Origin of the sequence: Anaeromonas frigoriresistens (assembly GCF_016820655.1) — a bacterium.
Lineage (GTDB): Bacteria > Bacillota > Clostridia > Tissierellales > SIT17 > Anaeromonas > Anaeromonas frigoriresistens.
Genome location: NZ_WSFT01000053.1, coordinates 113,745 through 137,856 on the forward strand (window position 1 = coordinate 113,745; position 24,112 = coordinate 137,856).

Sequence of the window (24,112 nt, forward strand, 5' to 3'; positions counted from 1 at the left end):
TTCAGGGATAAGAGTTTTTTTATTGTCTAAAATAATAATTACATATATTTTTAAAGGAGGTTACATTATGTTAACAAAAGCTCCAAGAGGAACGAAGGATGTTGCACCAAAGGAATCTTATAAATGGCAATACTTAGAGGATATGTTTAGAAAGGTATGCAAGGATTTTGGATACCATGAACTGAGAACCCCTACTTTTGAGCATACGGAACTATTTGAAAGAGGTGTAGGAGAAACAACTGATGTTGTACAAAAGGAAATGTATACATTTGAAGATAAAGGTGGAAGGAGTATAACACTAAAGGCTGAGGGTACAGCGCCAGCAGCTAGACTTTACGTAGAAAATAAACTTTATGCTGATCCTCAACCTATTAAAACTTTTTATGTAACACCTGTTTTTAGATATGAAAGACCACAAAAGGGGAGACTTAGAGAACATCATCAGTTTGGAGTAGAAGTATATGGTAGTGAAAATCCTTCAGTGGATTCAGAAGTAATCAGTATCGTGGATACTTTATATAAGAAATTAGGTATCACTAATGTAGAGTTACAGATTAATAGTATAGGCTGTCCTGAATGTAGAGGGGATTATGACAAAGCTTTAAAAGATTATTTAGAATCTAAATTGGAAAATTTATGTGATACATGCAATTCGAGATTTGACAAAAATCCAATGAGAATATTAGATTGCAAAAATCATAATTGTCAAACTCAATTAGAAGAGGCTCCAGTGATGATCGATTATTTATGTGAAGAGTGCAATGTTCACTTTGAAGGGGTAAAAAAGTATCTTGATGTATTAGATATAGATTATTTGGTTAACCCTAGAATAGTTAGAGGGTTAGATTACTATTCAAAAACTGCTTTTGAATTTATTTCAAGTGAAATAGGTGCTAAGAGTACAGTGTGTGGTGGTGGTCGATATGATGGTCTGGTTAAAGAAATCGGAGGACCTGAAACTGCTGCTATAGGTTTTGGTATGGGTATGGAAAGATTATTACTTACTCTAGAGAATAATAATATTGAAATTCCTAAACCAGAAGGATTAGATATTTTTATTGTTACTATGGGTGAAAAGGCAAGAGAATTGTCAATGAAACTAGTTAATCAATTAAGAAGAATAGGTATATCTTCAGATATGGATCATCTTGATAGAAGTGTTAAGGCTCAATTCAAATATTCTAATAAAATAGATGCTACTTATACTATAGTTATTGGAGAAGATGAAATAGATAAAGATGTATTAAGCATTAAAAATATGAAAACTGGAGAACAAGAAGAAATTAAACTAAGTAATTTAGTAGAAAGTATAAAAGTTAAGTTAGGGAGGTAATATGATGGGTGAAAAATTAGGTAGTCTAAGAAGAACACATATGTGTGGAGATTTAAGAAGTAGTAATATCAATGACGAAGTAGTGTTGATGGGATGGGTTCAGAAAAGAAGAAATTTAGGTGGATTAATATTTGTAGATTTAAGAGATACCACAGGAATCTCCCAAATTGTATTTGATACAGACATTTCTGAAGATGCTTTTAATAAAGCTGATAAAATAAGAAATGAATATGTTATAGCTATAAAAGGAAATGTTGTTGAGAGACACTCTAAAAATAAGGATTTACCTACAGGTGATATTGAAGTTTTCGTTAAAGAGGTTAAAATATTAGATGAATCTCAAACACCGCCAATTTATATAAAAGATGATGATGATGTTTCAGATGCAATGAGATTAAAGTATAGATATCTTGATTTAAGAAAACCTTTTATGCAAAATAATCTTAAAATAAGACATAAGACCGCAAAGTTAGTTAGAGATTTCTTTGATGAGAATTCTTTTGTAGAAGTTGAAACTCCAATTCTAACTAAACCTACACCAGAAGGTGCTAGAGATTATTTAGTACCTAGTAGGGTTAACCCAAATAAATTCTTTGCATTACCACAATCACCTCAGCTTATGAAACAGATGTTAATGGTCTCTGGTATGGATAGATATTATCAGATAGTAAAATGTTTTAGAGACGAAGATTTAAGAGCTAATAGACAACCAGAATTTACACAGGTTGATGTGGAAATGTCATTTGTTGATATAGAGGACATAATTAGATTAAATGAAAAACTTATTTATAAAATATTTAAAGAATTAAAGGGTATTGAGATTGATTTACCAATTAAGAGAATGCCATATAGAGAAGCCATGGATAAATATGGTTCAGATAAACCTGATTTAAGATTTGGTTTTGAGATTAGTAATATATCAGAAATAGTTAAAGACTCTCAATTTAAAGTATTTAGTGATACGGTAGATACCGGAGGAGAAGTAAGAGCTATTAATGTAAATGGATATGAAAGTGAATTCAGTAGAAAAGGAATTTCTAAATTAGAAAAATATATCAAAACCTATGGGGCAAAAGGATTAGCATGGATCAAGATAAATGAAGAGGGAATTAACTCTCCTATATCAAAATTCTTAAGTGAAGAAGAAATTAATAATATAATCGAAAACTTTAATGCTAAATTAGGAGATATAATATTTATAGTGGCTGATAAGCAAAAAGTTGTACTTGATTCTTTAGGACATTTAAGAATTGAAGTAGCTAAACAATTGGACCTTATTGATGATGAGAAATTCGAATTTGTATGGATAACTGAATTTCCATTATTTGAGTACAATGAAGAGGAAGATAGATATGTAGCTAAGCATCATCCATTTACCCATCCAGTAGATGAAGATATAGATATATTGGAAACTTCACCAGAAAAAGTTAGAGCTAAAGCTTATGATATAGTTATAAATGGAGATGAAATTGGTGGGGGAAGTATCAGGATAAACAACTCTGAATTACAAGAAAGAATGTTTAATGCATTAGGTTTTACTAAGGAAGAAGCATGGAGTAAGTTTGGATTTTTACTTGAAGCTTTTAAATATGGTGTTCCACCTCATGGAGGTATTGCTTACGGATTCGATAGATTGATAATGTTATTAACGGGTATGAAAAATATAAGAGATGTAATAGCATTTCCCAAAACACAGAATGCTACATCTCTATTAACAGAGGCACCTTCTGGAGTAAACAAGGATCAATTAGAAGAACTAAACATATCTTTAATTAGCAAAAATGATTAAGTATTAATTAATATAGAATAAATTGATGGGAAGAATATGTTATGATATTATTATAATATGAACTAAGTCGGTAGCCATGAGGAGGGAGAACAATGGATCAAATAGGCTATGTTATTGAGACAAAAGATGACATTGCAGTAGTGGATGTAAGAAGAACCACAGCTTGTGGTGATAAATGTAGTAGTTGTGGCGGTGGATGTAGTGTACCTGCCATGAGAATAAATATTAAGAATACAATAGGTGCAGAAACTGGTAATTTTGTAGAGGTAGAAATGGAAACAAAGAGTTTAATGAAATCTGCCTTTATTGCATACGTTATTCCACTTATTATGCTTATAGTAGGAATCTCAAGTGGAATCTATTTTTTCCAATCTAGGGGATTTGGCAATTATGAATCCTTAGGACTTCTAACTGGACTGGGTTTTCTAGGTTTGTCCTATTTCATATTGAAATTTATCGATAATAGAATAAAAAACAGCAAATCTTCAGAATTGAAATTAGTGAGAGTATTATAGTCTATGGAGGAACTTCAAATGAAAGATTTAGATACTAAAAAAAGTACGATAACTAGATTAAGAAAAGTAGAAGGCCAAATAAAAGGTATTCAGAAAATGGTAGATGAGGATAAATATTGTGGAGATATATTAATCCAGATTGCTGCTGCTAAGTCTGCTCTAAATAAAGTCGGAGGTTTAATACTGGAGAATTATATGAAAAACTGTATCAAACGTGACATAATTGATAATGATAATAGTGAAGAAGCTATACAAGATTTAATAAACATTATGGTTAAATACACAAAATAATGTATATTTTTATCCCTCCAAGTATATCTATTTATAAATAGATATACTTGGAGGGATTTTTTTGTCTAAAGATATATATGATAATATTGTTGATGACATAGTAAATAATAAATTTCCTGTATTAATATATTTTTTTTCAACTAAACTTATAATTGATTCAAAAGCTTTAGAATTCTTTAATAATTTAAAGAATTCTAAGAAAAATAATATAATTATTCATACTATTGATATAGATCTAAACTCAAAAGTATTATCTGAGTTTGAGATTACTACGATACCGGCAATAATATGTTTTAAAAATAATAAAGAATACTTTAGATTTACTGGCACCCAATCTAAGAACCAGTTAAGTACAATCTTATATCTTGCTTTTTATAAATAACTTTTCTTTGACTTTGATGCTCTTATTATTTTACTCATAGATATAGATATGATTATAGCACTGGCGATTGCTGCTGCAATAAATATTGTTTCACTACCTATATTAGCTGCATCGATAAATCTTTTTTCTGTAATTGCAAGCATTGTATAATACATACCTGAGCCAGGAACTAATGGAACCATTCCAGGAATTATAAAAATAGTTGCTGGTTTTTTAAAGAACCTTGCAAAAAATTCTCCTAATAACCCTACACTTAAGGCTCCAAAGAAAGCTGCAACCACTGGAGAATTAAATGTGTTATTAAGTATAGTATATATAATCCAACCTATAGCACCGTTTAGTCCAGACTTAATGATTGAGTCTCTAGAGATATTAAATATTATAGAAAAACCTATAGTTGATATAAAGGCAAATATAAAGTTTTTAAAGTAGAGCATAAATTAATCCTCCAATATTTGAGATTTGACCAAATGTATTAAAAATAAGTTTTAATGTAACCCCTACACCAAAGGCAATAGCTAAAGCAATAATTGTTGCTTCAACAGCTCTTGATACTCCTGATATAAAGTCTCCTGATATTGAATCCCTTATAGCATTGGTAATAACAACACCTGGAACTAATAACATAAGTGAACCAATAATTATTACATTAATATTTTCTCCTATTCCTAATTTATATAAAATAATAGAAAATAGAGTAACAAATATACCTCCTATTACATTACTTAAAAAGAATGTGATAGGCAATTTTTTTACATTGTCTATTAGAACTAATAGGGAGGAACTTGTTAAAAATGTAGCTAAAAAATCTAATAAACTTCCTCCAAACATAAGAGTGAAAAAGCTACCGGCAAAGCCAGCAAATAGGTATCTTATAATACTTTTATAGGGAAGAATTTGCTCTATATTATTTAGAATATCCATCCCTTCAGATATAGTCATATCGGAATTAACGAAATTTCTAGAAAAATTATTAACCACATCTATTTTATGTAAATCAATAGTTATAGATTTAATTCTTTGTATATAAGAAAATAAGTCATCCTCATGTTCAACTGAGAGAAATATCCCAGTTGGAGTGACAAAGGTTTGGACATACTGTATATTTCTTGATTTGCATATCCTTGCTATGGTATCCTCTACTCTATAGGTTTCGGCACCATTTCGAAGCATTATTTTTCCAGCTAATATAGACATTACTAATAAATTTTTAATTTCTTTTTTTTCCATTGGGATCCTCCTTAGAAAGGATTATGATTTTAATATATATTATAACATTATGGGTATATTATTATAAAGGGATGATAGGAAAATAATGTTTTGACTATTTTGTGGTTTTTGATTAATATAATAAGTATTACATAGAAAGGGTGATGAGGGTTATGAAAAACATACAAGAAAAAGATAAAGAAATATATGAAATAATTAACAAAGAATTTAACAGACAAAAAGAGGGACTAGAATTAATAGCCTCTGAAAATTATGTTAGTGAATCTGTGCTAGAAACCATGGGTAGTATATTGACAAATAAATATGCTGAAGGATATCCTGGGAAAAGATATTATGCAGGATGTGAATATGTAGATTTAGCTGAAGATTTAGCTCGAGAAAGATTGAAAACAATATATAAAGCAGATCACGCAAATGTACAACCTCATTCCGGATCAAATGCTAATATAGCAGTTTATTTTAGTATATTAAAGCCTGGAGATACAGTTCTAGGTATGGATTTATCCCACGGAGGACATTTAACCCATGGAAGCCCTGTAAATATCTCTGGAGTATACTATAACTTCGTTTCCTATGGTGTAGACAAAGAAACACAAACTATAGATTATGATGAAGTACTTAAAATGGCTAAAGAGAATAAGCCGAAGCTTATAGTAGCTGGAGCTAGTGCTTATCCTAGAAAAATAGATTTTAAGAAATTTAGAGAAATAGCTGATGAAGTAGGAGCATATCTAATGGTAGATATGGCTCATATAGCTGGTTTAGTAGCTGCTGGTCTACATATGAATCCAGTAGAGTATGCAGATTTCGTTACAACTACAACCCATAAAACTTTAAGGGGACCTAGAGGGGGAGCTATACTTTGTAAGGCAGAACATGCAAAGAAAATAGATAAGGCAATATTCCCTGGAATACAAGGAGGACCTTTAATGCATATAATTGCTGCTAAAGCAGTGGCATTTAAAGAGGCAATGGGTAAGGAATTTATTGAATACCAAAACCAAGTTATAAAGAATGCAAAGGCATTGGCAGAGGGGCTTAAAGATAGAGGTCTCAAATTAGTTTCAGGAGGAACGGATAATCATATAATATTAATAGATGTTATCGGGAATGGTCTAACTGGAAAAGAGGCAGAAAAATTACTTACTGAAATAGATATATCTGTAAATAAGAATACAATTCCTTTTGATAAAGAGTCCCCATTTGTTACTAGTGGTATTAGAATAGGTACTCCTGCTATAACTACTAGAAACATGAAGGAAAAAGAAATGGATATAATAGCAGATATAATATTTAGATGCTTAACACAAAAAGAAAGTCCAGAAAGATTGAAAGAAGAGGTTCACCAATTGACAAGTAAATTTGATCTACCTACGAGATAATTATCTTAGTGATTACAGGAATGAATGTAGTAGTGATTATAAGTACAAAAATAAAGTTATAATGAGGAAAACAGGGTAGCGGATAGTAAATTGATCTGCACCCTGTTTTTATTTATTTTTCTCTTTAAAGTTAGTTAGTTCCACTAAACAATCTTTTATTAGTATCAGTTTTTATAATGGTAAATTCTTTTAAATTTTAATTTACAAAAATACTAAAAAATGGTATTATATTAGTAGAAAATGACAGAATATTAAAAAATATCATAAATGAAAATTCTAAAAGGAAATATCATAAAATATTAAGTGAAACACAGTATATTGACTTATTAATATCTTATCACTAAATCTATCAATAATTTTTCAGGGGGGGATTCCGATGTATAAGTTAGAATAATATTTTCTTTTACTCAAGAAAATAAGGCAAAGATAAATAATATAACTTACTAAAAATTAGGAGGAATTTGGGATGAAAAAAAGTATTTATAGATTAACAACAGTTTTGATAATGACCCTTATAATGGTTGTTGGGTTTGGATTAAGCGTATATGCTTCAGATGACTCAAAATACAATCCAGTTCCTGATAGCAATTACGATATTGATAATATCCAAAGTACGGCTGATAGTAATTTTGAATTTGATACAGAAGAAGTTGAAAAACTTCTTGAGGATGCAAATTCTGAGCCTATTCTCCCAGATAAAGCAACCGGAGAGAGCGGTATTACGACAATGGGATTTGGCACTTATCCTACGAGATATGGTGTGATTTTGGTTACAGCAGATGCCTATAAAGGGTTAATACCTACAGGACATGCTGCTATCATATGGACTAAAGAAAAAGTTGTTGAATCCCTAAGTAATGGTGTTACAACAGGTAAAAATAACTGGAATACCTCGAAAACTACTTGTTATGGTGTTACAGTACGTGGTACTACTACCTCACAAGATAATGAGGCATCGAATTGGGCATACAGACAAAGAGGAAAACCATACAATTGGGTTTACCCTAATAAATGGACAAGATCTAAATTCTATTGTTCACAGCTTGTATATGCGGCTTTTGCTGACTTATATGGTATTAATTTAGATACCGCCGAATTTGGATCAGCTATACACCCATTAGAGCTTGTTACTTCAAGTAATACTTATACAATTTACCAGAAATAATACTGAACTATAAGTATATTCCAGTAATTAAACTACTGGAATATACTTAATTATACGAGGGGGTGTGAGTTTGAAACGTCTAATAATAATACTTATGGTAGTAATAAGTGTATTATTACTTTTTGCTTGTGATACAGAAAAAGAGAAAACAGAATACAATAAGGATTACAGTGTTGGTGTTATTGAAACCACTGAACAGAAAAATAGAAGTAGACTAACTTTTTATGATATTGACTTAGCCAAAGTTAATTCAATAGAATATAATTTAGGAAGTATGGGATCTTACTTTTACCCGCCTAAAGTATTTGATAATTATATGTATGTTGTTCCACAAGGGATTGGTAATCGGAAGGAAAAAACTGTTATCTTTGAATTGAATCTAGAAACAGGTGAGACTAAAGAGTACGATATGGGACTCCAAAATATGAATAGCTTTTGCATCACAGATAAGTATATTTTTGGTGTAGCTACATGGAATCACACTTCCATCATTGCTCGCTATGATAAGAACTTAAAGGAAATAAAAACATTAGAATTTTCAGAGATTTTTATTGAATTAATGGAACCTACTGATGATAATCTTATGGCTTTTGGAGGGTCGAAAGTGGAATCTTATCTGTATAAAATTGATATTGAAAAATTAAGAATAGAGAAAGAATATAATATTATAGAGCATGGACTAGTCCATGAGGGGGCAGTAGTAATCGGTGATGATCTCTATTTTACAAATACTACAAAACAAGGCGATGGAAAAGAAGATTTAGAAAATGATACAATGTCTGTCTTCCATATGAATGATGAAACTTTTGAAAAGATACAGCTAGAATCCGATTCACCTTCACATATTATAGAATATAATAATAAATTGTTTATTGTTCATTGTAATTTAGTAATAGGTGAAGGGAACGAAATTTCTATTTATGATATTGAAACAAAAGAAATCGAGTTAATAGAACTTGGACATAATGTATGCCAGATTGAAATTCAAGATAATATATTATATGCAATAGATTATGAGAAAAATTTATATAAATATATTCTTAGTGAGGATAAATTAGAACTTGAGAATCAAGTAGATTTGGATACAACTGAAGGAGAGAAAGAACATTTTTATATAGGTGGTTTTTTTAAGAAATAAAAATGAACTAAGTTATTAACAAACTGTTGCATTAAAAGTGTATTTTATACTATGGAGAATATCTTCAACTGTTAGTTTTTTATTAAACTATCTAGCAGTATGGAAGATATTCTTTTTATTCTTTTTATTCTATGAAATCTATATTTTAAAATTCCATCCCTACTCCATCAAGTATTAGAATATTTATGATTAATTGAGGTACACTAATTTTATAAAACTTTGTAAAGGTGATTAAATGATTGATTATGGATATATTATTGTACCATCATTTATATTGGGATTTTTATCTAGATTATCAATGTTAAGAATAGATTATAGGCAATATCCTAGCTATCCTCAAGCTGCATTTTCACATATTACATTAGGGGCCATAGCAGCTAGTTTAGGAGCATTAGCAATACCAGCCATAGCAGCAGAGCAGTATAGTGCTGTTACATTTTTATCTTTAGCTGCTCAACAGTTTAGAGATGTTAGAAACTTAGAAAGACAGAGTCTTGATAATATTGAGCCTACGGAATTAATACCTAGAGGTACAGCTTATATTGAAGATATTGCAAAATCTTTCGAAGCTAGAAACTATGTATCTATGATCACATCAGTTTTAGTAAGCATTTCTATTTTTAGTTCTAGTAGATTTGGAGTAGGGGATCAAATATCCGTATTAATAGGAGTAATAATAGGTATAGCAGTAATAATCTATTTAAATAAAAAAATCAAGCGATCTGTATTAGGAGAAATAGCTGATGTTAAAGAGGCCACTATTAGTTTTGATGGTCCTTTATTATTAGTTAATGGAATAGTTATCATGAATGTAGGATTTGAAGATTCCCGAGAGATATATATAGAAAAAGGAATCGCTGTAGAGATAATTCCTAAAGATGAAAATGGATTAGCTACCATTGCAAATGTAGGTCAACGACAAGCAATTACCCATGAAGCAGCTGCACAGTTAGGAATTAGAAAAGATGTTGATGAACCTGACTTTACACCTATGATCAGAAGAAATTCTGAGAATGGAAATCTAGTGCTTTCTATTGTTGCATTAGAACCTGACGTTGAGTGTTTAATTGAAATAGTAAAAAGTACTTTAGTTTTAGAAAGTGCTAAAAGAAAACCTTTAGCATCAAAATACGGTAAAAAGGCTGCTGATTAAAGGAGGAGAGTTATGGATATAGGTATTAAAGAAGCAATACTAGCAATTATTACTACAAATAAAGATGTAGTACAAGGGGGAAGTGTTCCTGTTTTTTACGCAAATGATAAAGAAGAAATGGAGCAAATAGCATTAAAGGTTGCTAAGGTGACTCTAGGCATGATTCATGATCTAGAAAACGATTGTTTTGTGGTTGTTAGACATTAACCATAGCAAAGTAATATATCTTGATTTTTATAATATATAGTGATAGTATAACCTAAGTGTGATAGGAAAAAAGGGATAGTTATGGTATAATATTAATACCTGGTACTAATTAGAAGGAGTAAATTATGGAATTAAGAAATATTGATAAGAATGCAAATATAGTAGAAGAAGTAATGAAAGATAGTATAGCTGAAGAGCTAGGAGTAGAAAAGGGAGATATTCTACTCTCAATAAATGGACAAGATATAAAAGATATAATTGATTATAAATTTCACATTGCAGATGACTATGTTTTGGTTGATATTCAAAAACCAAATGGTGAAGTATGGGAATTAGAGATAGAAAAAGAATATGATGAAGATTTAGGAATAAACTTTTCTAATCCTCTAATAGATAGGGCAAAAAACTGCAGAAATAACTGTATGTTTTGTTTTATTGATCAATTACCAAAAGGAATGAGAGAAACGCTATACTTTAAAGATGATGACTCAAGATTATCTTTTCTACAGGGAAATTTTATTACATTAACGAACATGAGTGAAGAAGAAATTGATAGGATTATAAAATATAGAATAAGTCCTATTAATATTTCAGTTCATACTACAAATCCAGATTTAAGAATTAGAATGTTAAATAATAAAAATGCTGGAAAGTTATATAATATATTAAAACGATTTAATGAAGCTGATATAAAGATGAATGCTCAAATTGTATTAATACCAGAAGTAAATGATGGTAGTGAATTAAAAAGAACAGTAAAGGAATTAGCTGAATTTTATCCTAATATAGAAAGTATGGCAGTAGTGCCAGTTGGAATAACAGAGCATAGAAAAGAACTACCTGTTTTAGATTATTATGATAAAGAAAAATCCCAGAGATTATTAGAAGAAATCAAATCTTATCAAAATGATTATTTAGTAAAGATAGGTACACGATTTGTATTTGCTTCTGATGAGTTTTATATATTGGCGGAAAAACCTATACCTTCCTTTGAAGAATATGAAGGATTTCCTCAAATTGAAAATGGAGTTGGACTTTTGAGGGAATTTAAAAATGGTATAGAAAATGAATTATTAAATTTAAAAGACATAGAATTAAATAAAACAGTATTAATAGCAACAGGAACTTCTGCTTATAAATTTATGGAAGAAGTTAGTGAAATGATTAGTTCTAAAATAAAAGGGTTGAATATTAAAGTAATATCTATTAAAAACAGATTCTTTGGTGAAACTATAACTGTATCTGGATTAGTAACTGGATCTGACCTATTAGAGCAAGTTAATAAAGTAGAAGGATTTGATGAATTAATTATTCCAAGATCTATGTTAAGAAGTGGAGAAGAGATTTTTTTAGATGATGTTACATTAGAAGAAATAAATAATAAATTAAATAAAAGTGTACTTGTTTCTGAAGTAAATGGAAAAGATTTTATTAGTACATTAATAAACAAGAGGTGATGAAATGGGAAGACCAATTTTAGCTATAGTTGGAAGACCAAACGTTGGAAAATCTACATTATTTAATAGAATTGCAGGAAAAAGAATATCAATAGTAGAAGATAAACCTGGAGTAACAAGAGATAGGATCTATGCTGAAGGTGAATGGTTAAATAATTATTTCTCAATGATAGATACGGGAGGTATAGAGCCTGACAGTGAAGATATAATCCTATCGCAGATGAGACAACAGGCTGAGATGGCAATAGAGACTGCGGATGTTATACTTTTTATGGTTGATGGAGCAGAAGGACTAACAGCTACAGATAGAGAAGTAGCAAATATGTTAAGAAAATCTAGAAGAAGAATTATTCTAGTAGCAAATAAAGTTGATTCACATACGCCTCCAAGTACCATTTATGAATTTTATGAATTAGGTTTAGGAGAGCCTGTTATGATCTCTGCCAGTCATGGATATGGAATAGGTGACTTATTGGATGAAGCAATCAAACTATTCCCTGAAGATAAAGATATTGGATATGAAGAAGATGTTATTAAGGTAGCAGTAATAGGAAAACCAAATGCAGGAAAATCTTCATTAATTAATAAGATTCTAGGAGAAGAAAGAGTTATAGTTAGTGATATTCCTGGAACTACAAGGGATGCTATAGATACTCCCTTTAACGTAGGTGATGATAAATTCGTATTTATTGATACAGCTGGTATGAGAAAAAGAAAAAGAGTAACTGAAAATATTGAAAGATACAGTGTAGTAAGAGCACTAACTGCAATAGAAAGAGCAGATGTATGTTTAATGGTTATAGATGCTGAAGAAGGGGTTACAGAGCAAGATACAAAAATTGCTGGATATGCCCATGATAACGGAAAAGCTACTATAATATTAGTTAATAAATGGGATTTAATAGAAAAAGAGGATAAGACTTATTTATCTTTTGAAAAAGATGTTAGAGAAGGATTAGCATTTATGGCTTATGCACCTATAGCATTTATATCTGCATTAACTGGTAAAAGAATAAATAAAATAATTGATTTAATAAAAGTTGTATCTAATAATCATGCCATGAGAATAAGTACAGGGGTACTGAATGATATAGTAGGAGAAGCTATATTGATGAATCAACCACCATCTGATAAAGGTAAAAGATTAAAGATATTTTATGCAACTCAAGTGGCATCAAAGCCTCCTAAATTCGTGATTTTTGTAAATGATAAAGAATTAATGCATTTTTCATATGCAAGATATTTAGAAAATCAAATAAGAACATCCTTCGGATTGGAGGGAACACCGATTCTATTTGAATTTAGGGAAAGGGGGAAATAATTTTGTTTAAAATCCTTTTGGTTATACTAATATCTTATATGATAGGTAATTTTTCAACATCTTATATTTTAGGTAAGTATTTAAAAAATGTTGATATTAGAACAAAAGGCAGTGGTAATGCTGGGGCTACCAATGCATTGAGAGTTTTTGGTAAAAAAATTGCTTTGTTTACATTTTTCGTAGATGCATTAAAGGGAATAGTAGCAGTAATAGTTGGAAGAATGATTTTACAAGATACTGGAGGTCTTATAGCAGGGGTATTTGTTATTGTAGGACATAATTGGCCAGTTGTATTAAAGTTCAAGGGGGGTAAAGGAATAGCTACTACAATCGGAGCAGCTTCCTTTATTAATCCTATACCGGCTATTATTGCAATAATTATAGGAATAATAATTATAATTAAAACAAAATATGTTTCATTAGGGTCTATATCTGCCATGGCTTTAGTTCCTTTTATATCTTTATTAGTAGTTAATCCTTTTAATTTGGAATATTTTATTTTTCTAGTAATCCTTTCATTAATGGCTGTATATAGACATAAAACCAACATCAAAAGACTTCTAAACGGAGAAGAATCTAAGTTAGGACAGAAAGCATAAGAATGGAGGTAAACAATGGATAAAAAAATAGGTATATTAGGTGGAGGAAGCTGGGGTACAGCTTTAGCAATACTATTAGCGAAAAAAGGTATTGATGTTGATATATGGGTAAGGAATAAAGAGAAAGAAGCTAATATGAATAAGATAAGAGAAAATGTAAAGTATTTGCCCGGTATAGTTCTTCCTAACAATATTAATATAACAAGTGATATTCAAAAATCTATACATAATAAAGATATAATTTTATTAGCTGTACCTACCCATGGGGTTAGAAATACCTTAGAAATGATTAAAAACGATCTAAAAGAAGGTCAGATAATAGTTAATGTAGCAAAAGGAATTGAAGTAGGTTCTCTTGAACGTATTTCAGAAATAGTTGAGGAATTGGTTCCTACATCAAAATATGCTATATTATCAGGACCATCCCATGCAGAAGAGGTAGCTAAGGATATCCCAACAGCAGTAGTTGTTGCATCTAAAACTAAAGAAGTGGCTGAGTATATTCAAGAATTTTTCATGACTCCCAAATTTAGAGTATACACAAATCCTGATGTAATAGGTGTTGAACTTGGTGGTGCACTTAAAAATGTTATAGCTTTAGGAGCTGGAATATCTGATGGATTAAAATACGGAGATAATACAAAAGCGGCATTAATGAATAGAGGTATAATTGAGATTGCTAGACTTGGAGAGAAAATGGGAGCAAATAAAATGACTTTTGCTGGACTTTCCGGTATTGGAGACTTGATTGTTACGTGTACTAGTATGCATAGTAGAAATAGAAGAGCTGGTATAAAAATAGGTGAAGGGTTAAGTATGGATGAAGCAATTACTTCAGTAGGTATGGTTGTAGAAGGAATAAAAACTTCGAAATCTGCTTATAATTTATCTAAGAAATATGGTGTAGACATGCCTATTGTTGATGAAATTTATGGAGTATTGTATGAAAATAAAGATGTTAAGAATTCTGTGATCAATTTAATGTTAAGAGATAAAACCCATGAGATAGCAGATATTGTTGAAAATGAAATATCTTCATGGTAGAACATACTTAGGTATGTTCTTTTTTTAAAAAAACTTTCCCAAGCATGTAATATTATCAATAGAAATACAATATATATAATGTTAAGAAGAGCTATGAAACTATCTATTTTATTTTATAAAGGAGGGAAAGTTAGTGGATAAGTTCAATATATACAAAGAAATCGCAGAAAGAACTGATGGCGATATCTATATCGGAGTTGTGGGACCTGTTAGAACAGGTAAATCCACATTTATTAAGAAGTTCATGGATCAACTTGTAATTCCTAATATAGAAAATGTACATAGGAAGGAAAGAGCTAATGATGAATTACCACAGTGTGGTGCTGGAAAGACAATAATGACTACAGAGCCAAAATTCGTACCTAGTGAAGCAGTGGACCTAGTATTAAATGATAATATTAAGTTAAAAGTAAGAATGGTAGACTGTGTAGGTTATTTGGTGGAAGGTGCATTAGGGCATGAAGAGAATCAGCTACCAAGAATGGTTACTACCCCTTGGTATGAAAGAGAAATACCTTTTGAAGAAGCAGCAGAGATAGGCACAAGAAAAGTAATTACAGATCACTCTACTATAGGAATAGTGGTTACTACTGATGGATCTTTTACAGATATTGAAAGGTCAAGTTATATACCTTCAGAGGAAAGAGTAATAAAAGAGTTAAGAGAATTAGATAAACCTTTTGTATTATTATTAAACTCTAAACATCCTGAACTAGACAGTACAGTAGCTTTAAAAGAAAACTTAGAGGAGAAATATAAAGTGCCTGTTATAGCTACTGACTGTATGAATTTAAGCATGAGTGATATAACGGAAATCTTAGATAAAGTTTTATTAGAATTTCCAATACAAGAAATAAATATTGATTTACCTGGTTGGGTAGATGGATTAACAACTAGCCATTGGATTAAGAAAAAGATAATAGATTCAGTGATAGAAAATACGTCATCAATACAAAAATTGAGTGAGATAAATAAAGCGGCAGATGAAATATACGGATGTGACATAATTGAAAAAGTTAATATTAAAGAAATAGATTTAGGAAAAGGAATTGTAAATGTTGATATATCAATTGATGAAGCTCTGTTCTACAAGGTTATTAGTGAATCTACTGGATATGACATTAATGGAGAGCATCAGATGCTAAGTCTTATTACTAAGCTTTCATCAGCAAAAAAAGAATATGATAGATTAGAGAAAGCTTTAGACGATGTACGAGAGAGTGGATATGGTTTAGTTCCTCCTAGTTTAGATGAGCTAGAATTATTAGAGCCAGAAACATTTAAAGAAGGACACAGATTTGGAGTTAAGCTAAGGGCAAATGCACCATCTCTTCATTTGATTAGGGCTAACATTACAACAGAAGTATCTCCAATTATTGGAACTGAAAAGCAAAGCGAAGAATTAGTCAAGTATTTATTAGATGAATTTGAAAATGATCCATCAAAAATTTGGCAATCAAATATGTTTGGAAAATCTTTACATGACCTAGTTAATGAACAATTACAAGGTAAGATTAATATGATGCCAATGGATGCTAGAAGTAAGATTCAAAGAACATTACAAAGAATTATTAATGATGGTAGTGGAGGTTTGATCTGCATTATTATTTAATCATACATTAAAGGACTAAGGTATATACCTTAGTCCTTTAATGTATGATATGGTCGGGATGACTGGACTTGAACCAGCGGCCCCAAGTCCCCCAGACTTGTGCGCTACCAAACTGCGCCACATCCCGTTAATAAAAAATATTATATAAGAAAATAACTTTTTTGTAAAGTTATTTTAAAAATATCTAAATAAGCACTGTATAATAGGTATATTAGCCATATTTCTAATTGGCAAAAATTATGTTATACTTATTTCTATAGAAGAATAATCTAAAAATATTAATGAAATTAGAAGGTAGTGATGATTTTGATAATATATTTTTTAAAAAATCTTTTATATGTACTCCTGAGTGTTAGCTCTATAGGATATATACTAGTGGTAATAAAAGAAAAAGTATATTTAAAAAATAATACTATTTTAATAGATAATAAAGTAGTTACCAATGATCATATAAAAGAAACAGATATAAGTGAATTTTTAATAGGTGAATTAAAAGTTAGGTCTGGAGACGAAATATCTCTAGTACTAAATAATGAAGAAAAATTCAATGGTATAATTATTGGTGCCAAAAAAAGAGAAAATTTACTTTTATTAGTTACACACTCTAATGAAATAATGAGATTAAAAGTTAATAAAATAAGAAAGATTAGAGTGGTTAGTAAGTATGGAAAATTTTTCTAAAAATATATTGGGAAATTATAAAATTGACGAATTTTCAAGTGAATTTTATAATTTCCTATGTTTTATAAAAAACATGCAGGAAAAACTGAAATAATATAGAAATATATAATATTAGATATAGAGGTGTGAAAATGTCAAAAGAGGAAAGAAAGATTAGAAGAAAACGAAAAAAAAGAATAAGACTAGGTATTTTAATTGCTATAATTGCATGTGTTCTTTTTGCTTTTTTTCCTAGTTTCTATAGTAGTAATTCAGGCACACATCTAATTGAGAAAGAAAGAATTGAAAAGACTATTGAGAGTAAGACAATAGTAGTTAAAAAAGAAAGTATATATGAGTCAAAAGGTGAGGGTAATTTAAAGTTTCACTATGAAGAAGGAGAAAAGATTGGTAAAGGTGAAAAATTAGTCACTCATAACTCCAACTCCTCTAATTATGACTATAATACTCAGATTGAAGAAGTAGATAAAAAAATAGCTAAATTAAAAGATGATAATAAATCAAATATTTTATTTAGTGATGATATTAAGAAACTTCAAAATGAGATAGACGTCCTTACTAAAAAAATATCATCAAAAGTAAAAGATGATGAAACAGAAGGTTTGGATGATTTAAGGGAAAAGTTGGAAGAAAAAATAGGTAAAAAGAATAAAATGACACAGAATGAAGGATTCCTAGCCCAAAGAATAGAGGAATTAGAAGAAAAGAAGAATAGATTAACTAAAGATATGAACAATAATAATAATACATATTACAGTAAAGAACCCGGAATTATTTCTTATGAGTTTGATAATTTAGAAGAGGTTTATTCCTATAAAAATGTTTTAACTATGGAACCTAAGGATATAAATTTAGATAAACAAACACCATTTAATACAAAAGAACTTACTAAGATAGAATTTGGACAACCTGTAGTCAAAGTAATAAATAATTTTAATTGGTATATATTAGCTAAGCTACCAATTGAAAAAGCAAATAGTTTGAATAAAGGAGATAATATCAGAGTAAGAGTAAAAGAAGATGGACAAGATTTAAAAGGTAATATTATTAATTTAAAATCAGATAAAAAAAATACCTTAGTTTTAATTGAGTTTGATTCATTTTTACATAAGTATTACAAGGAAAGATTTCTTGAGGTTGATTTAATATTAAAAACATACGAAGGATTAAAAATACCTTCTAAGGCAATAGTAGAGAAAGATGGATTAAAAGGTGTTTATACTAAAAATGTTGATACTGTTATTAAGTTTAAGCCTATCAAGATACTTTATGAAAATGAAGATTTTAGTATTGTTGACCAGGGAGAAAGAGGCAACATATATATTGGAGAAGATAAAGAAAGATATAGTACTGTCACTAGTTATGATGAAGTAATAATTGATGGAAATTTAATAAATAAATATATTGAGAAATAGGGAGGGATTAATATTTCAATTAATGAAAATATCAGAGAAATTGAACAGAAAATCAATGAAGCTTGTAATCGAAGTAATAGAGAGAGAAAGGATATTAACCTAGTAGTTGTAACAAAAACAATCCCAGTGGATATTATGTCAGAGGCTATAGAATTAGGACTAAAGGATATTGGAGAAAATAAAGTTCAAGAAATAACAAAAAAGTATGAGACATTAGGTGATTCTGATCTTTATTGGCATATGATAGGCCATTTGCAAACAAATAAAGTGAAATATATTATTGATAAAGTAGATTTAATACACTCGCTAGATAGAAAATCTCTAGCAAAGGAACTAAATAAAAGAGCAAAAAAGATAGATAAAGTAATAGATGTATTAGTACAGGTTAATATCGCAGAAGAAGAAAGTAAATTTGGATTAAAAAAAGAGAATGTTATGGAGTTTCTAAAGGTTTTAAAAGAATATCCTAATATAAAAGTAAAAGGCTTAATGACGATGGCTCCCTATGATGAGGATCCACAAAACATAAGATATGTATTTAAAGAAGCTAAAGAATTATTTGAAGAAGTAAAGAATCAGCAGCTTGCACATATTGAAATGGAGTATTTATCTATGGGGATGACAAATGATTTTGAGGTAGCCATAGAAGAAGGTGCAAATATTATAAGAGTAGGAACAGGAATTTTTGGAAAGAGAAAATAAGGAGGAATAAAAATGTCTGAAAAGGGAAGTATTTTAAATAAAGTTAAGTATTTTATTGGTTTAGAGGATCTAGAAGAAGAATATGATGAGATGGAAGAAAATGAAAATCTAGTAGAAGATGACAGATCATTTAGTAAATCAAAACAAAAGAAAGTATTTAATATTCATACTAATAGTAATATAAAATTAGTAATACATGAACCAACAAAATATGAAGATATAGTTAAAGTTATAGATGATGTAAAAAATAGAAAGCCTGTAGTATTAAATTTACAAGAAATAGAAAATGAAGAAAAGAGAAAAGTGTTTGATTTTACTAGTGGAGCAATATATACATTAGAGGGTAATATTCAAAAAGTTGCAAAAGATATATTTATTTTAGCACCTAGTAATGTTGAAATAGATGGTAGATTACATGAAGAATTAAAAAACAAGGGATTATTTCCTTGGAAGAAATAAATAAGAGGTGGATTTAGTGATATTAAATAATTACGTTTTAGCTCAAGCAGTAGATATGTTTATGGATTTATTGAAAATATTAATTATAGCAAGGATTTTTTTAACTTTAATAATTAGAGATTTAAGAAATCCTTTGTTGAATTTTATTTATCGTATTACAGAGCCTATATTAGCTCCTTTTAGAAACTTAATTAATAAATTAGGAATCAGTACAGGTATGTTTGATTTTTCACCATTACTCGCATTTCTTTTCTTAGACTTAGTTAGCGGGTTTATAATGAGATTATTATATTAGGAGTTATATATGATTGGGGATAAGAAAAAATATTTAGAACATATACAGGATGAAGATCAGATTATAACTTTACGAAAGATATTAGATAATATAGAAAAGGTTATTAGAAATCATAGTATTGTTTCTTCTGATTTTCTTGATCCTTATCAAAGAGAGTTATCATATTCTATACTAAATAGATTTAATGACATATCATACCATGAAGAAGGTGGATATGATAATGCTGAAAGAAAAGTAATAGTAATGTATCCTGACTATTTAAAGTATTCAGATTTAGAAAGTACAATATCAGCAATAGAAGTCCAAGCAAAATATAAACATGCAAATCTAGGTCATAAGGATTTCTTAGGAGCATTAATGGGTTTAGGAGTAAAGAGAGAAAAAATAGGTGATATCAATGTCTCTGATGAATCCACTCAAATAATAATTAGTAGTGAATTATCAGATTATATAATATTTAATCTAGATACTGTTGGTAAAGAATCAGTAGATTCCAAAGAGATTTCCCTTCAAAAGATTGATAATGTTGAAGAGGAATACAATAAGATTATTACCACTGTTTCCTCTCTAAGACTAGATACAATTATTAGTGCTGCTTTTAATATATCAAGAAGTGATAGTTCTAATATTATAAAAAGTGATAAGGCTAAGGTGAATTTTAAACCTATAGATAATATTTCCTATCTAGTTAATGAAGGGGACTTAATATCTGTAAGGAAAAAAGGAAGAGTAAAATTAAAAGATATCTTAGGGGAATCTAAAAAAGGAAGATTAAGAATTCAAATTTATAAATACATATAATGGAGGGGTAGCAATGTTAACACCATTGGACATTCAAAACAAAGAGTTTGGTAAAGGGGTAAGGGGATATAACATAAAAGAAGTAGAAACTTTTTTAGATGAAATTATAGCTGATTATGAGAAATTATATAAGGAAAACATAGAATTGAAGGATAAGATGGCTTTGTTAAATGACCAACTTAAACATTATACTAGTATTGAAGAGACATTACAGAATACCTTAGTTGTTGCTCAGAAGACTGCTGAAGAGGTTAATATGAATGCTAAAGCAAAATATGATAACATGATTAAGGAAGCTGAAATGAAAGCCAAAGATATTATTGATAGCGCTAATAAAGAGGTCATTAGCATTAATCAAGAATATGAAGATTCAAAAAAAGAAATGTTACTTTTTAAAATGAAGTTTAAGACTTTACTTAGATCCCAACTAGAAATGTCAGAAGAACTTTTTATAGAAGAATTAGCTGAAGAAAATTAAGGGGGTAACCCCTTTTTCTAATGTTAAGAGAAATATATTACTTGACGTAATTTTAAAAATATATATAATTTAATAAGTAATAAAAATGGAGGCGTTATAATGAAATTAGGTATTATTGGAGCAATGGATGAAGAAATTGAAATCATAAAAAATGAGATGGAAATAGATTCAGAAGATATAAAAGCCCAGACTATATTTTATAGTGGCAAGTTTCAGGGTAAGAATATAATATTAGTAAGATGTGGTATAGGAAAAGTAAATGCTGCAATTATAGCACAAATTCTAATATCAGAATATAAAGTAGATACTATAATTAATACTGGTGTAGCTGGCGGAGTAAAAGAAGATATTGAAATAGGAGATGTTGTAGTATCTGATGATGTTTTAGAACATGACTTTGATGCTAGAAGTTTTGGATACAAATTAGGAGAAATACCAAGACTAAACATATCAAAGTTCAAATCTGATAATAAGCTTGTAGAATTAGCAATAAACTCAACAGAAATGGAACTAGCAGATCATAAAGTGTATAAAGGAAGAATTGTTTCTGGGGATGTTTTTGTGGCAAGTCCAGAAAAGAAAAAGTTTTTATGGGATGAATTTAATGCTTATTGTGTAGAAATGGAAGGAGCTGCAATTGGTCATACATGTTATATCAATGAAATATCATTCGTAATAATAAGAGCAATTTCTGATAAGGCCGATGGCTCTGCAGATAATAATTTTAATGAATTTGTTATTGATGCTAGTAATAAATCTGTAAATATACTAAAGAGAATTTTATGTAGGTTATAAGAAGCAGCAATGGAGGAATTAAAGTGAATTTAAAATACATTGGAAAAGATAAAGAAGAGAAAAAGGTCATAGATTTAGGAGATAATGTAAAAATAGGAGATAATAATTTTACAATAATTGGTGGTCCTTGTTCTGTTGAGAGTAGAAGTCAAATAGAAAAGATAGCTTCATATCTTTCTGAAAAGAATATAAAAATTCTTCGAGGAGGAGCATTTAAACCTAGAACATCTCCTTACTCTTTTCAAGGTTTAGGATTTGAAGGTCTCAAATATTTAAAAGAGTGTGGAGAAAAATATAATATGAAAATAGTATCAGAGATTCTAGATCCTAGAGATGTAGAAGATGCTATTGATTATGTTGATATTATTCAAATAGGTTCTAGAAATATGCAAAATTATACTTTGTTAAAAGAAGTTGGTAAGGTGAATAAACCAGTAATGTTAAAAAGAGGTATGACTGCTACAATAGAAGAATGGTTAATGGCAGCTGAGTATATTGCATTAGAAGGTAACGATAACATTATTCTTTGTGAAAGAGGTATAAGAACCTTTGATAACTATACCCGTAATACATTAGATCTTACAGTAGTCCCAATATTAAAAGCTCTAACAAAATTACCAATAATAATAGATCCTAGTCATGGAACAGGGGTAAGACGTCTAGTTGCACCAATGTCTAAGGCATCAGCAGCTGTAGAAGCTGATGGTATAATGGTAGAGGTACACTTTAGTCCAGAGGAGGCTTTATCTGATGGACATCAATCTATAGATTTTAGAGCATTTGATGAATTGATTGAAGAGACTAATAGAGTTTTTGATTGTATTTCTGGAATAAAATAATGTCACGCTAGTTATATTACTTCATACAATAGTAATATAACTAGCGTGAGGTGTTTATATGGAAAGAGAAAATACTGACTATCTATTGTTTTTTTTCCTATTATTATCTGAATTTTGGAATGCAAAATTTAAAAAAGATAATTTGTTATTTTTTTACTTATTATTGACTTTTTACAGTTGAATAAATAAACAAAGAAATCTCCATTATATAGATAGTGGGGTTTTCTTTTTGGGTATGATAATAATATAGACAAAATTAGGAGGGTATCTATGAATACAAATGAAATGGAAAAGTATAAAGAAATGTTAATTAAAGAAAGAAATGAGATAATTGATACAATTCATGATTTAGAAGAAGAACATGAAGGTTCATTACAAGAATCTACAAATGAATTATCAGTATACGATAATCACCCAGCAGATCTTGGGACTGAAACTTTTATGCAGGAACAAAACATTAATTTAAAAGATAGAGAAAAGATGATACTTAATAAAATAGATATTGCTTTAAAAAATATTGAAGAGAATAACTATGGGAATTGTGTTGTATGTGGTAAGGAAATAGAAGAGGAAAGGTTAGATATAATACCTTATACAGTAACATGTATTGATCACAAGGAAGAAGTAGAAAGAGCTATTATGAGTGACAGACCAGTAGAGGAAGAATTTCTAAAAAATTCTTTTGGAAGGACTAATAAGGACAACAGTGAAGAAAATTATGTAGGAACTGATGGAGAAGATATCCTTCAGAAAGTAGAAGAGTTTAATAAGATAGATAAGGATCCTTCAAATAATGGAGGAGATATGTTTGACGTATTTGATGAAAAAGAAAGTGGGGCAGTAGAGGATGTAGAAAACATACCTGAAGGTTATTATAAAGGTCAATTAAGTAATGAAAATAGGGAAGATATCCCTGATGATCAAAAAGAATAATAAGGGCTATTGTCAATAGTCCTTATTATTGTATTCTATGTTATGGTTGTAATTATTGATAATATACATTATTATTATATTATTATATTATTATAT

27 protein-coding genes, 1 tRNA gene and 1 other annotated feature (1 of these 29 running past the window's edge) are annotated in these 24,112 nt (G+C 29.5%); of the genes, 25 read left to right on the forward strand and 3 right to left on the reverse strand.

Annotated elements, in window-relative coordinates; genetic code table 11:
- Nucleotides 1-2 (forward strand) — a binding site (T-box leader) (it extends 211 nt beyond the left edge of the window).
- A 65-nt stretch (nt 3-67) separates the two neighbouring features.
- The 5 genes from hisS (at nt 68) to GOQ27_RS14605 (ending at nt 4,310) form a co-directional block, all read left to right on the forward strand.
- The gene (gene hisS, locus GOQ27_RS14585; protein WP_203367616.1) at nt 68-1,333 is read left to right on the forward strand and encodes a histidine--tRNA ligase; all 1,266 of its coding nucleotides are present in this window, start codon (nt 68-70) and stop codon (nt 1,331-1,333) included.
- A 4-nt stretch (nt 1,334-1,337) separates the two neighbouring features.
- Nucleotides 1,338-3,122: an aspartate--tRNA ligase gene (gene aspS, locus GOQ27_RS14590; protein ID WP_203367617.1), complete on the forward strand. Its 1,785-nt coding sequence runs from the start codon at nt 1,338-1,340 to the stop codon at nt 3,120-3,122.
- A 92-nt stretch (nt 3,123-3,214) separates the two neighbouring features.
- Nucleotides 3,215-3,637, forward strand: coding sequence for a SoxR reducing system RseC family protein (locus GOQ27_RS14595; RefSeq protein WP_203367618.1), 423 nt, complete (start codon nt 3,215-3,217; stop codon nt 3,635-3,637).
- An 18-nt stretch (nt 3,638-3,655) separates the two neighbouring features.
- Nucleotides 3,656-3,928: a metal-sensitive transcriptional regulator gene (locus GOQ27_RS14600; RefSeq protein WP_203367619.1), complete on the forward strand. Its 273-nt coding sequence runs from the start codon at nt 3,656-3,658 to the stop codon at nt 3,926-3,928.
- Between the two features lie 61 nt (nt 3,929-3,989).
- Nucleotides 3,990-4,310 carry a thioredoxin family protein gene (locus GOQ27_RS14605; RefSeq protein ID WP_203367620.1) on the forward strand — a complete coding sequence of 107 codons (321 nt, stop codon included), beginning with the start codon at nt 3,990-3,992 and terminating at the stop codon, nt 4,308-4,310.
- On the opposite strand, the gene GOQ27_RS14610 is transcribed toward GOQ27_RS14605, so the two are convergent.
- Together GOQ27_RS14610 and GOQ27_RS14615 are read right to left on the reverse strand one after the other, a co-directional pair.
- On the reverse strand, nt 4,301-4,747 hold the full coding sequence (locus tag GOQ27_RS14610; protein ID WP_203367621.1) for a threonine/serine exporter family protein: 447 nt from the start codon (nt 4,745-4,747) through the stop codon (nt 4,301-4,303). The two genes, GOQ27_RS14605 and GOQ27_RS14610, sit on opposite strands and share 10 nt — an antisense overlap.
- Entirely contained in the window at nt 4,734-5,540 is an 807-nt protein-coding gene (locus GOQ27_RS14615; RefSeq protein ID WP_203367622.1) for a threonine/serine exporter family protein, read from the reverse strand. Before GOQ27_RS14615 ends, GOQ27_RS14610 begins: the two co-directional genes overlap by 14 nt.
- A gap of 143 nt (nt 5,541-5,683) precedes the next feature.
- Here GOQ27_RS14615 and GOQ27_RS14620 point away from each other — a divergent pair, with 143 nt between their 5' ends.
- The 10 genes from GOQ27_RS14620 (at nt 5,684) to spoIVA (ending at nt 16,618) form a co-directional block, all read left to right on the forward strand.
- Entirely contained in the window at nt 5,684-6,922 is a 1,239-nt protein-coding gene (locus GOQ27_RS14620) for a serine hydroxymethyltransferase (RefSeq protein WP_484477134.1), read from the forward strand.
- A 466-nt stretch (nt 6,923-7,388) separates the two neighbouring features.
- A complete protein-coding gene (locus GOQ27_RS14625; protein ID WP_252187860.1) occupies nt 7,389-8,087 on the forward strand; it encodes a YiiX/YebB-like N1pC/P60 family cysteine hydrolase in 699 nt (232 codons plus the stop codon).
- Nucleotides 8,088-8,157: 70 nt separating this feature from the next.
- Nucleotides 8,158-9,225 (forward strand): hypothetical protein, encoded by a 1,068-nt coding sequence (locus GOQ27_RS14630; RefSeq protein ID WP_203367624.1) that lies wholly within the window; start codon nt 8,158-8,160, stop codon nt 9,223-9,225.
- 235 nt (nt 9,226-9,460) lie between these two features.
- A complete protein-coding gene (locus tag GOQ27_RS14635; RefSeq protein ID WP_203367625.1) occupies nt 9,461-10,378 on the forward strand; it encodes a YIEGIA family protein in 918 nt (305 codons plus the stop codon).
- A gap of 12 nt (nt 10,379-10,390) precedes the next feature.
- Complete coding sequence (locus GOQ27_RS14640) at nt 10,391-10,585, forward strand: capping complex subunit for YIEGIA (RefSeq protein ID WP_203367626.1); 195 nt, start codon at nt 10,391-10,393, stop codon at nt 10,583-10,585.
- 125 nt (nt 10,586-10,710) lie between these two features.
- Entirely contained in the window at nt 10,711-12,042 is a 1,332-nt protein-coding gene (locus GOQ27_RS14645) for a DUF512 domain-containing protein (protein WP_203367627.1), read from the forward strand.
- A gap of 4 nt (nt 12,043-12,046) precedes the next feature.
- Nucleotides 12,047-13,363, forward strand: coding sequence for a ribosome biogenesis GTPase Der (gene der, locus GOQ27_RS14650; protein ID WP_203367628.1), 1,317 nt, complete (start codon nt 12,047-12,049; stop codon nt 13,361-13,363).
- Nucleotides 13,364-13,365: 2 nt separating this feature from the next.
- Nucleotides 13,366-13,962: a glycerol-3-phosphate 1-O-acyltransferase PlsY gene (plsY, locus tag GOQ27_RS14655; protein WP_207751320.1), complete on the forward strand. Its 597-nt coding sequence runs from the start codon at nt 13,366-13,368 to the stop codon at nt 13,960-13,962.
- A 15-nt stretch (nt 13,963-13,977) separates the two neighbouring features.
- Nucleotides 13,978-15,006: an NAD(P)H-dependent glycerol-3-phosphate dehydrogenase gene (locus tag GOQ27_RS14660; RefSeq protein ID WP_203367629.1), complete on the forward strand. Its 1,029-nt coding sequence runs from the start codon at nt 13,978-13,980 to the stop codon at nt 15,004-15,006.
- A gap of 133 nt (nt 15,007-15,139) precedes the next feature.
- The gene (spoIVA, locus tag GOQ27_RS14665; protein WP_203367630.1) at nt 15,140-16,618 is read left to right on the forward strand and encodes a stage IV sporulation protein A; all 1,479 of its coding nucleotides are present in this window, start codon (nt 15,140-15,142) and stop codon (nt 16,616-16,618) included.
- Between the two features lie 50 nt (nt 16,619-16,668).
- Here the strand turns inward: spoIVA and GOQ27_RS14670 are convergent.
- Nucleotides 16,669-16,745 (reverse strand) — tRNA-Pro (locus GOQ27_RS14670).
- A 248-nt stretch (nt 16,746-16,993) separates the two neighbouring features.
- Here GOQ27_RS14670 and GOQ27_RS14675 point away from each other — a divergent pair.
- The 10 genes from GOQ27_RS14675 (at nt 16,994) to GOQ27_RS14720 (ending at nt 24,016) form a co-directional block, all read left to right on the forward strand.
- Nucleotides 16,994-17,299 (forward strand): hypothetical protein, encoded by a 306-nt coding sequence (locus GOQ27_RS14675; protein ID WP_203367631.1) that lies wholly within the window; start codon nt 16,994-16,996, stop codon nt 17,297-17,299.
- A gap of 131 nt (nt 17,300-17,430) precedes the next feature.
- Complete coding sequence (locus GOQ27_RS14680; RefSeq protein ID WP_203367632.1) at nt 17,431-18,714, forward strand: biotin/lipoyl attachment domain-containing protein; 1,284 nt, start codon at nt 17,431-17,433, stop codon at nt 18,712-18,714.
- An 18-nt stretch (nt 18,715-18,732) separates the two neighbouring features.
- Nucleotides 18,733-19,416, forward strand: a complete 684-nt coding sequence (locus GOQ27_RS14685) for a YggS family pyridoxal phosphate-dependent enzyme (protein ID WP_350445936.1) — start codon at nt 18,733-18,735, stop codon at nt 19,414-19,416.
- 12 nt (nt 19,417-19,428) lie between these two features.
- Nucleotides 19,429-19,875, forward strand: coding sequence for a cell division protein SepF (locus GOQ27_RS14690; protein ID WP_203367633.1), 447 nt, complete (start codon nt 19,429-19,431; stop codon nt 19,873-19,875).
- Nucleotides 19,876-19,891: 16 nt separating this feature from the next.
- The gene (locus GOQ27_RS14695; RefSeq protein WP_203367634.1) at nt 19,892-20,170 is read left to right on the forward strand and encodes a YggT family protein; all 279 of its coding nucleotides are present in this window, start codon (nt 19,892-19,894) and stop codon (nt 20,168-20,170) included.
- A 9-nt stretch (nt 20,171-20,179) separates the two neighbouring features.
- Nucleotides 20,180-20,971 (forward strand): YlmH family RNA-binding protein, encoded by a 792-nt coding sequence (locus tag GOQ27_RS14700; RefSeq protein WP_203367635.1) that lies wholly within the window; start codon nt 20,180-20,182, stop codon nt 20,969-20,971.
- Between the two features lie 13 nt (nt 20,972-20,984).
- On the forward strand, nt 20,985-21,449 hold the full coding sequence (locus GOQ27_RS14705; protein WP_203367636.1) for a DivIVA domain-containing protein: 465 nt from the start codon (nt 20,985-20,987) through the stop codon (nt 21,447-21,449).
- A gap of 99 nt (nt 21,450-21,548) precedes the next feature.
- Nucleotides 21,549-22,244, forward strand: a complete 696-nt coding sequence (locus GOQ27_RS14710; RefSeq protein ID WP_207751321.1) for a 5'-methylthioadenosine/adenosylhomocysteine nucleosidase — start codon at nt 21,549-21,551, stop codon at nt 22,242-22,244.
- Nucleotides 22,245-22,267: 23 nt separating this feature from the next.
- A complete protein-coding gene (locus tag GOQ27_RS14715) occupies nt 22,268-23,083 on the forward strand; it encodes a bifunctional 3-deoxy-7-phosphoheptulonate synthase/chorismate mutase (protein WP_203367637.1) in 816 nt (271 codons plus the stop codon).
- A gap of 270 nt (nt 23,084-23,353) precedes the next feature.
- Nucleotides 23,354-24,016 (forward strand): TraR/DksA C4-type zinc finger protein, encoded by a 663-nt coding sequence (locus tag GOQ27_RS14720; protein ID WP_203367638.1) that lies wholly within the window; start codon nt 23,354-23,356, stop codon nt 24,014-24,016.
- Nucleotides 24,017-24,112: the final 96 nt, after the last annotated feature.

Bases quoted from the DNA above. Each gene is read 5' to 3' on its own strand.
- hisS (WP_203367616.1), top strand. From the start codon at position 68: ATGTTAACAAAAGCTCCAAGAGGAACGAAGGATGTTGCACCAAAGGAA.
- aspS (WP_203367617.1), top strand. From the start codon at position 1,338: ATGGGTGAAAAATTAGGTAGTCTAAGAAGAACACATATGTGTGGAGAT.
- GOQ27_RS14595 (WP_203367618.1), top strand. From the start codon at position 3,215: ATGGATCAAATAGGCTATGTTATTGAGACAAAAGATGACATTGCAGTA.
- GOQ27_RS14600 (WP_203367619.1), top strand. From the start codon at position 3,656: ATGAAAGATTTAGATACTAAAAAAAGTACGATAACTAGATTAAGAAAA.
- GOQ27_RS14610 (WP_203367621.1), bottom strand. From the start codon at position 4,747: ATGCTCTACTTTAAAAACTTTATATTTGCCTTTATATCAACTATAGGT.
- GOQ27_RS14615 (WP_203367622.1), bottom strand. From the start codon at position 5,540: ATGGAAAAAAAAGAAATTAAAAATTTATTAGTAATGTCTATATTAGCT.
- GOQ27_RS14620 (WP_484477134.1), top strand. From the start codon at position 5,684: ATGAGGGTTATGAAAAACATACAAGAAAAAGATAAAGAAATATATGAA.
- GOQ27_RS14625 (WP_252187860.1), top strand. From the start codon at position 7,389: ATGAAAAAAAGTATTTATAGATTAACAACAGTTTTGATAATGACCCTT.
- GOQ27_RS14635 (WP_203367625.1), top strand. From the start codon at position 9,461: ATGATTGATTATGGATATATTATTGTACCATCATTTATATTGGGATTT.
- GOQ27_RS14640 (WP_203367626.1), top strand. From the start codon at position 10,391: ATGGATATAGGTATTAAAGAAGCAATACTAGCAATTATTACTACAAAT.
- GOQ27_RS14645 (WP_203367627.1), top strand. From the start codon at position 10,711: ATGGAATTAAGAAATATTGATAAGAATGCAAATATAGTAGAAGAAGTA.
- der (WP_203367628.1), top strand. From the start codon at position 12,047: ATGGGAAGACCAATTTTAGCTATAGTTGGAAGACCAAACGTTGGAAAA.
- GOQ27_RS14660 (WP_203367629.1), top strand. From the start codon at position 13,978: ATGGATAAAAAAATAGGTATATTAGGTGGAGGAAGCTGGGGTACAGCT.
- GOQ27_RS14680 (WP_203367632.1), top strand. From the start codon at position 17,431: ATGTCAAAAGAGGAAAGAAAGATTAGAAGAAAACGAAAAAAAAGAATA.
- GOQ27_RS14690 (WP_203367633.1), top strand. From the start codon at position 19,429: ATGTCTGAAAAGGGAAGTATTTTAAATAAAGTTAAGTATTTTATTGGT.
- GOQ27_RS14700 (WP_203367635.1), top strand. From the start codon at position 20,180: ATGATTGGGGATAAGAAAAAATATTTAGAACATATACAGGATGAAGAT.
- GOQ27_RS14705 (WP_203367636.1), top strand. From the start codon at position 20,985: ATGTTAACACCATTGGACATTCAAAACAAAGAGTTTGGTAAAGGGGTA.
- GOQ27_RS14710 (WP_207751321.1), top strand. From the start codon at position 21,549: ATGAAATTAGGTATTATTGGAGCAATGGATGAAGAAATTGAAATCATA.
- GOQ27_RS14720 (WP_203367638.1), top strand. From the start codon at position 23,354: ATGAATACAAATGAAATGGAAAAGTATAAAGAAATGTTAATTAAAGAA.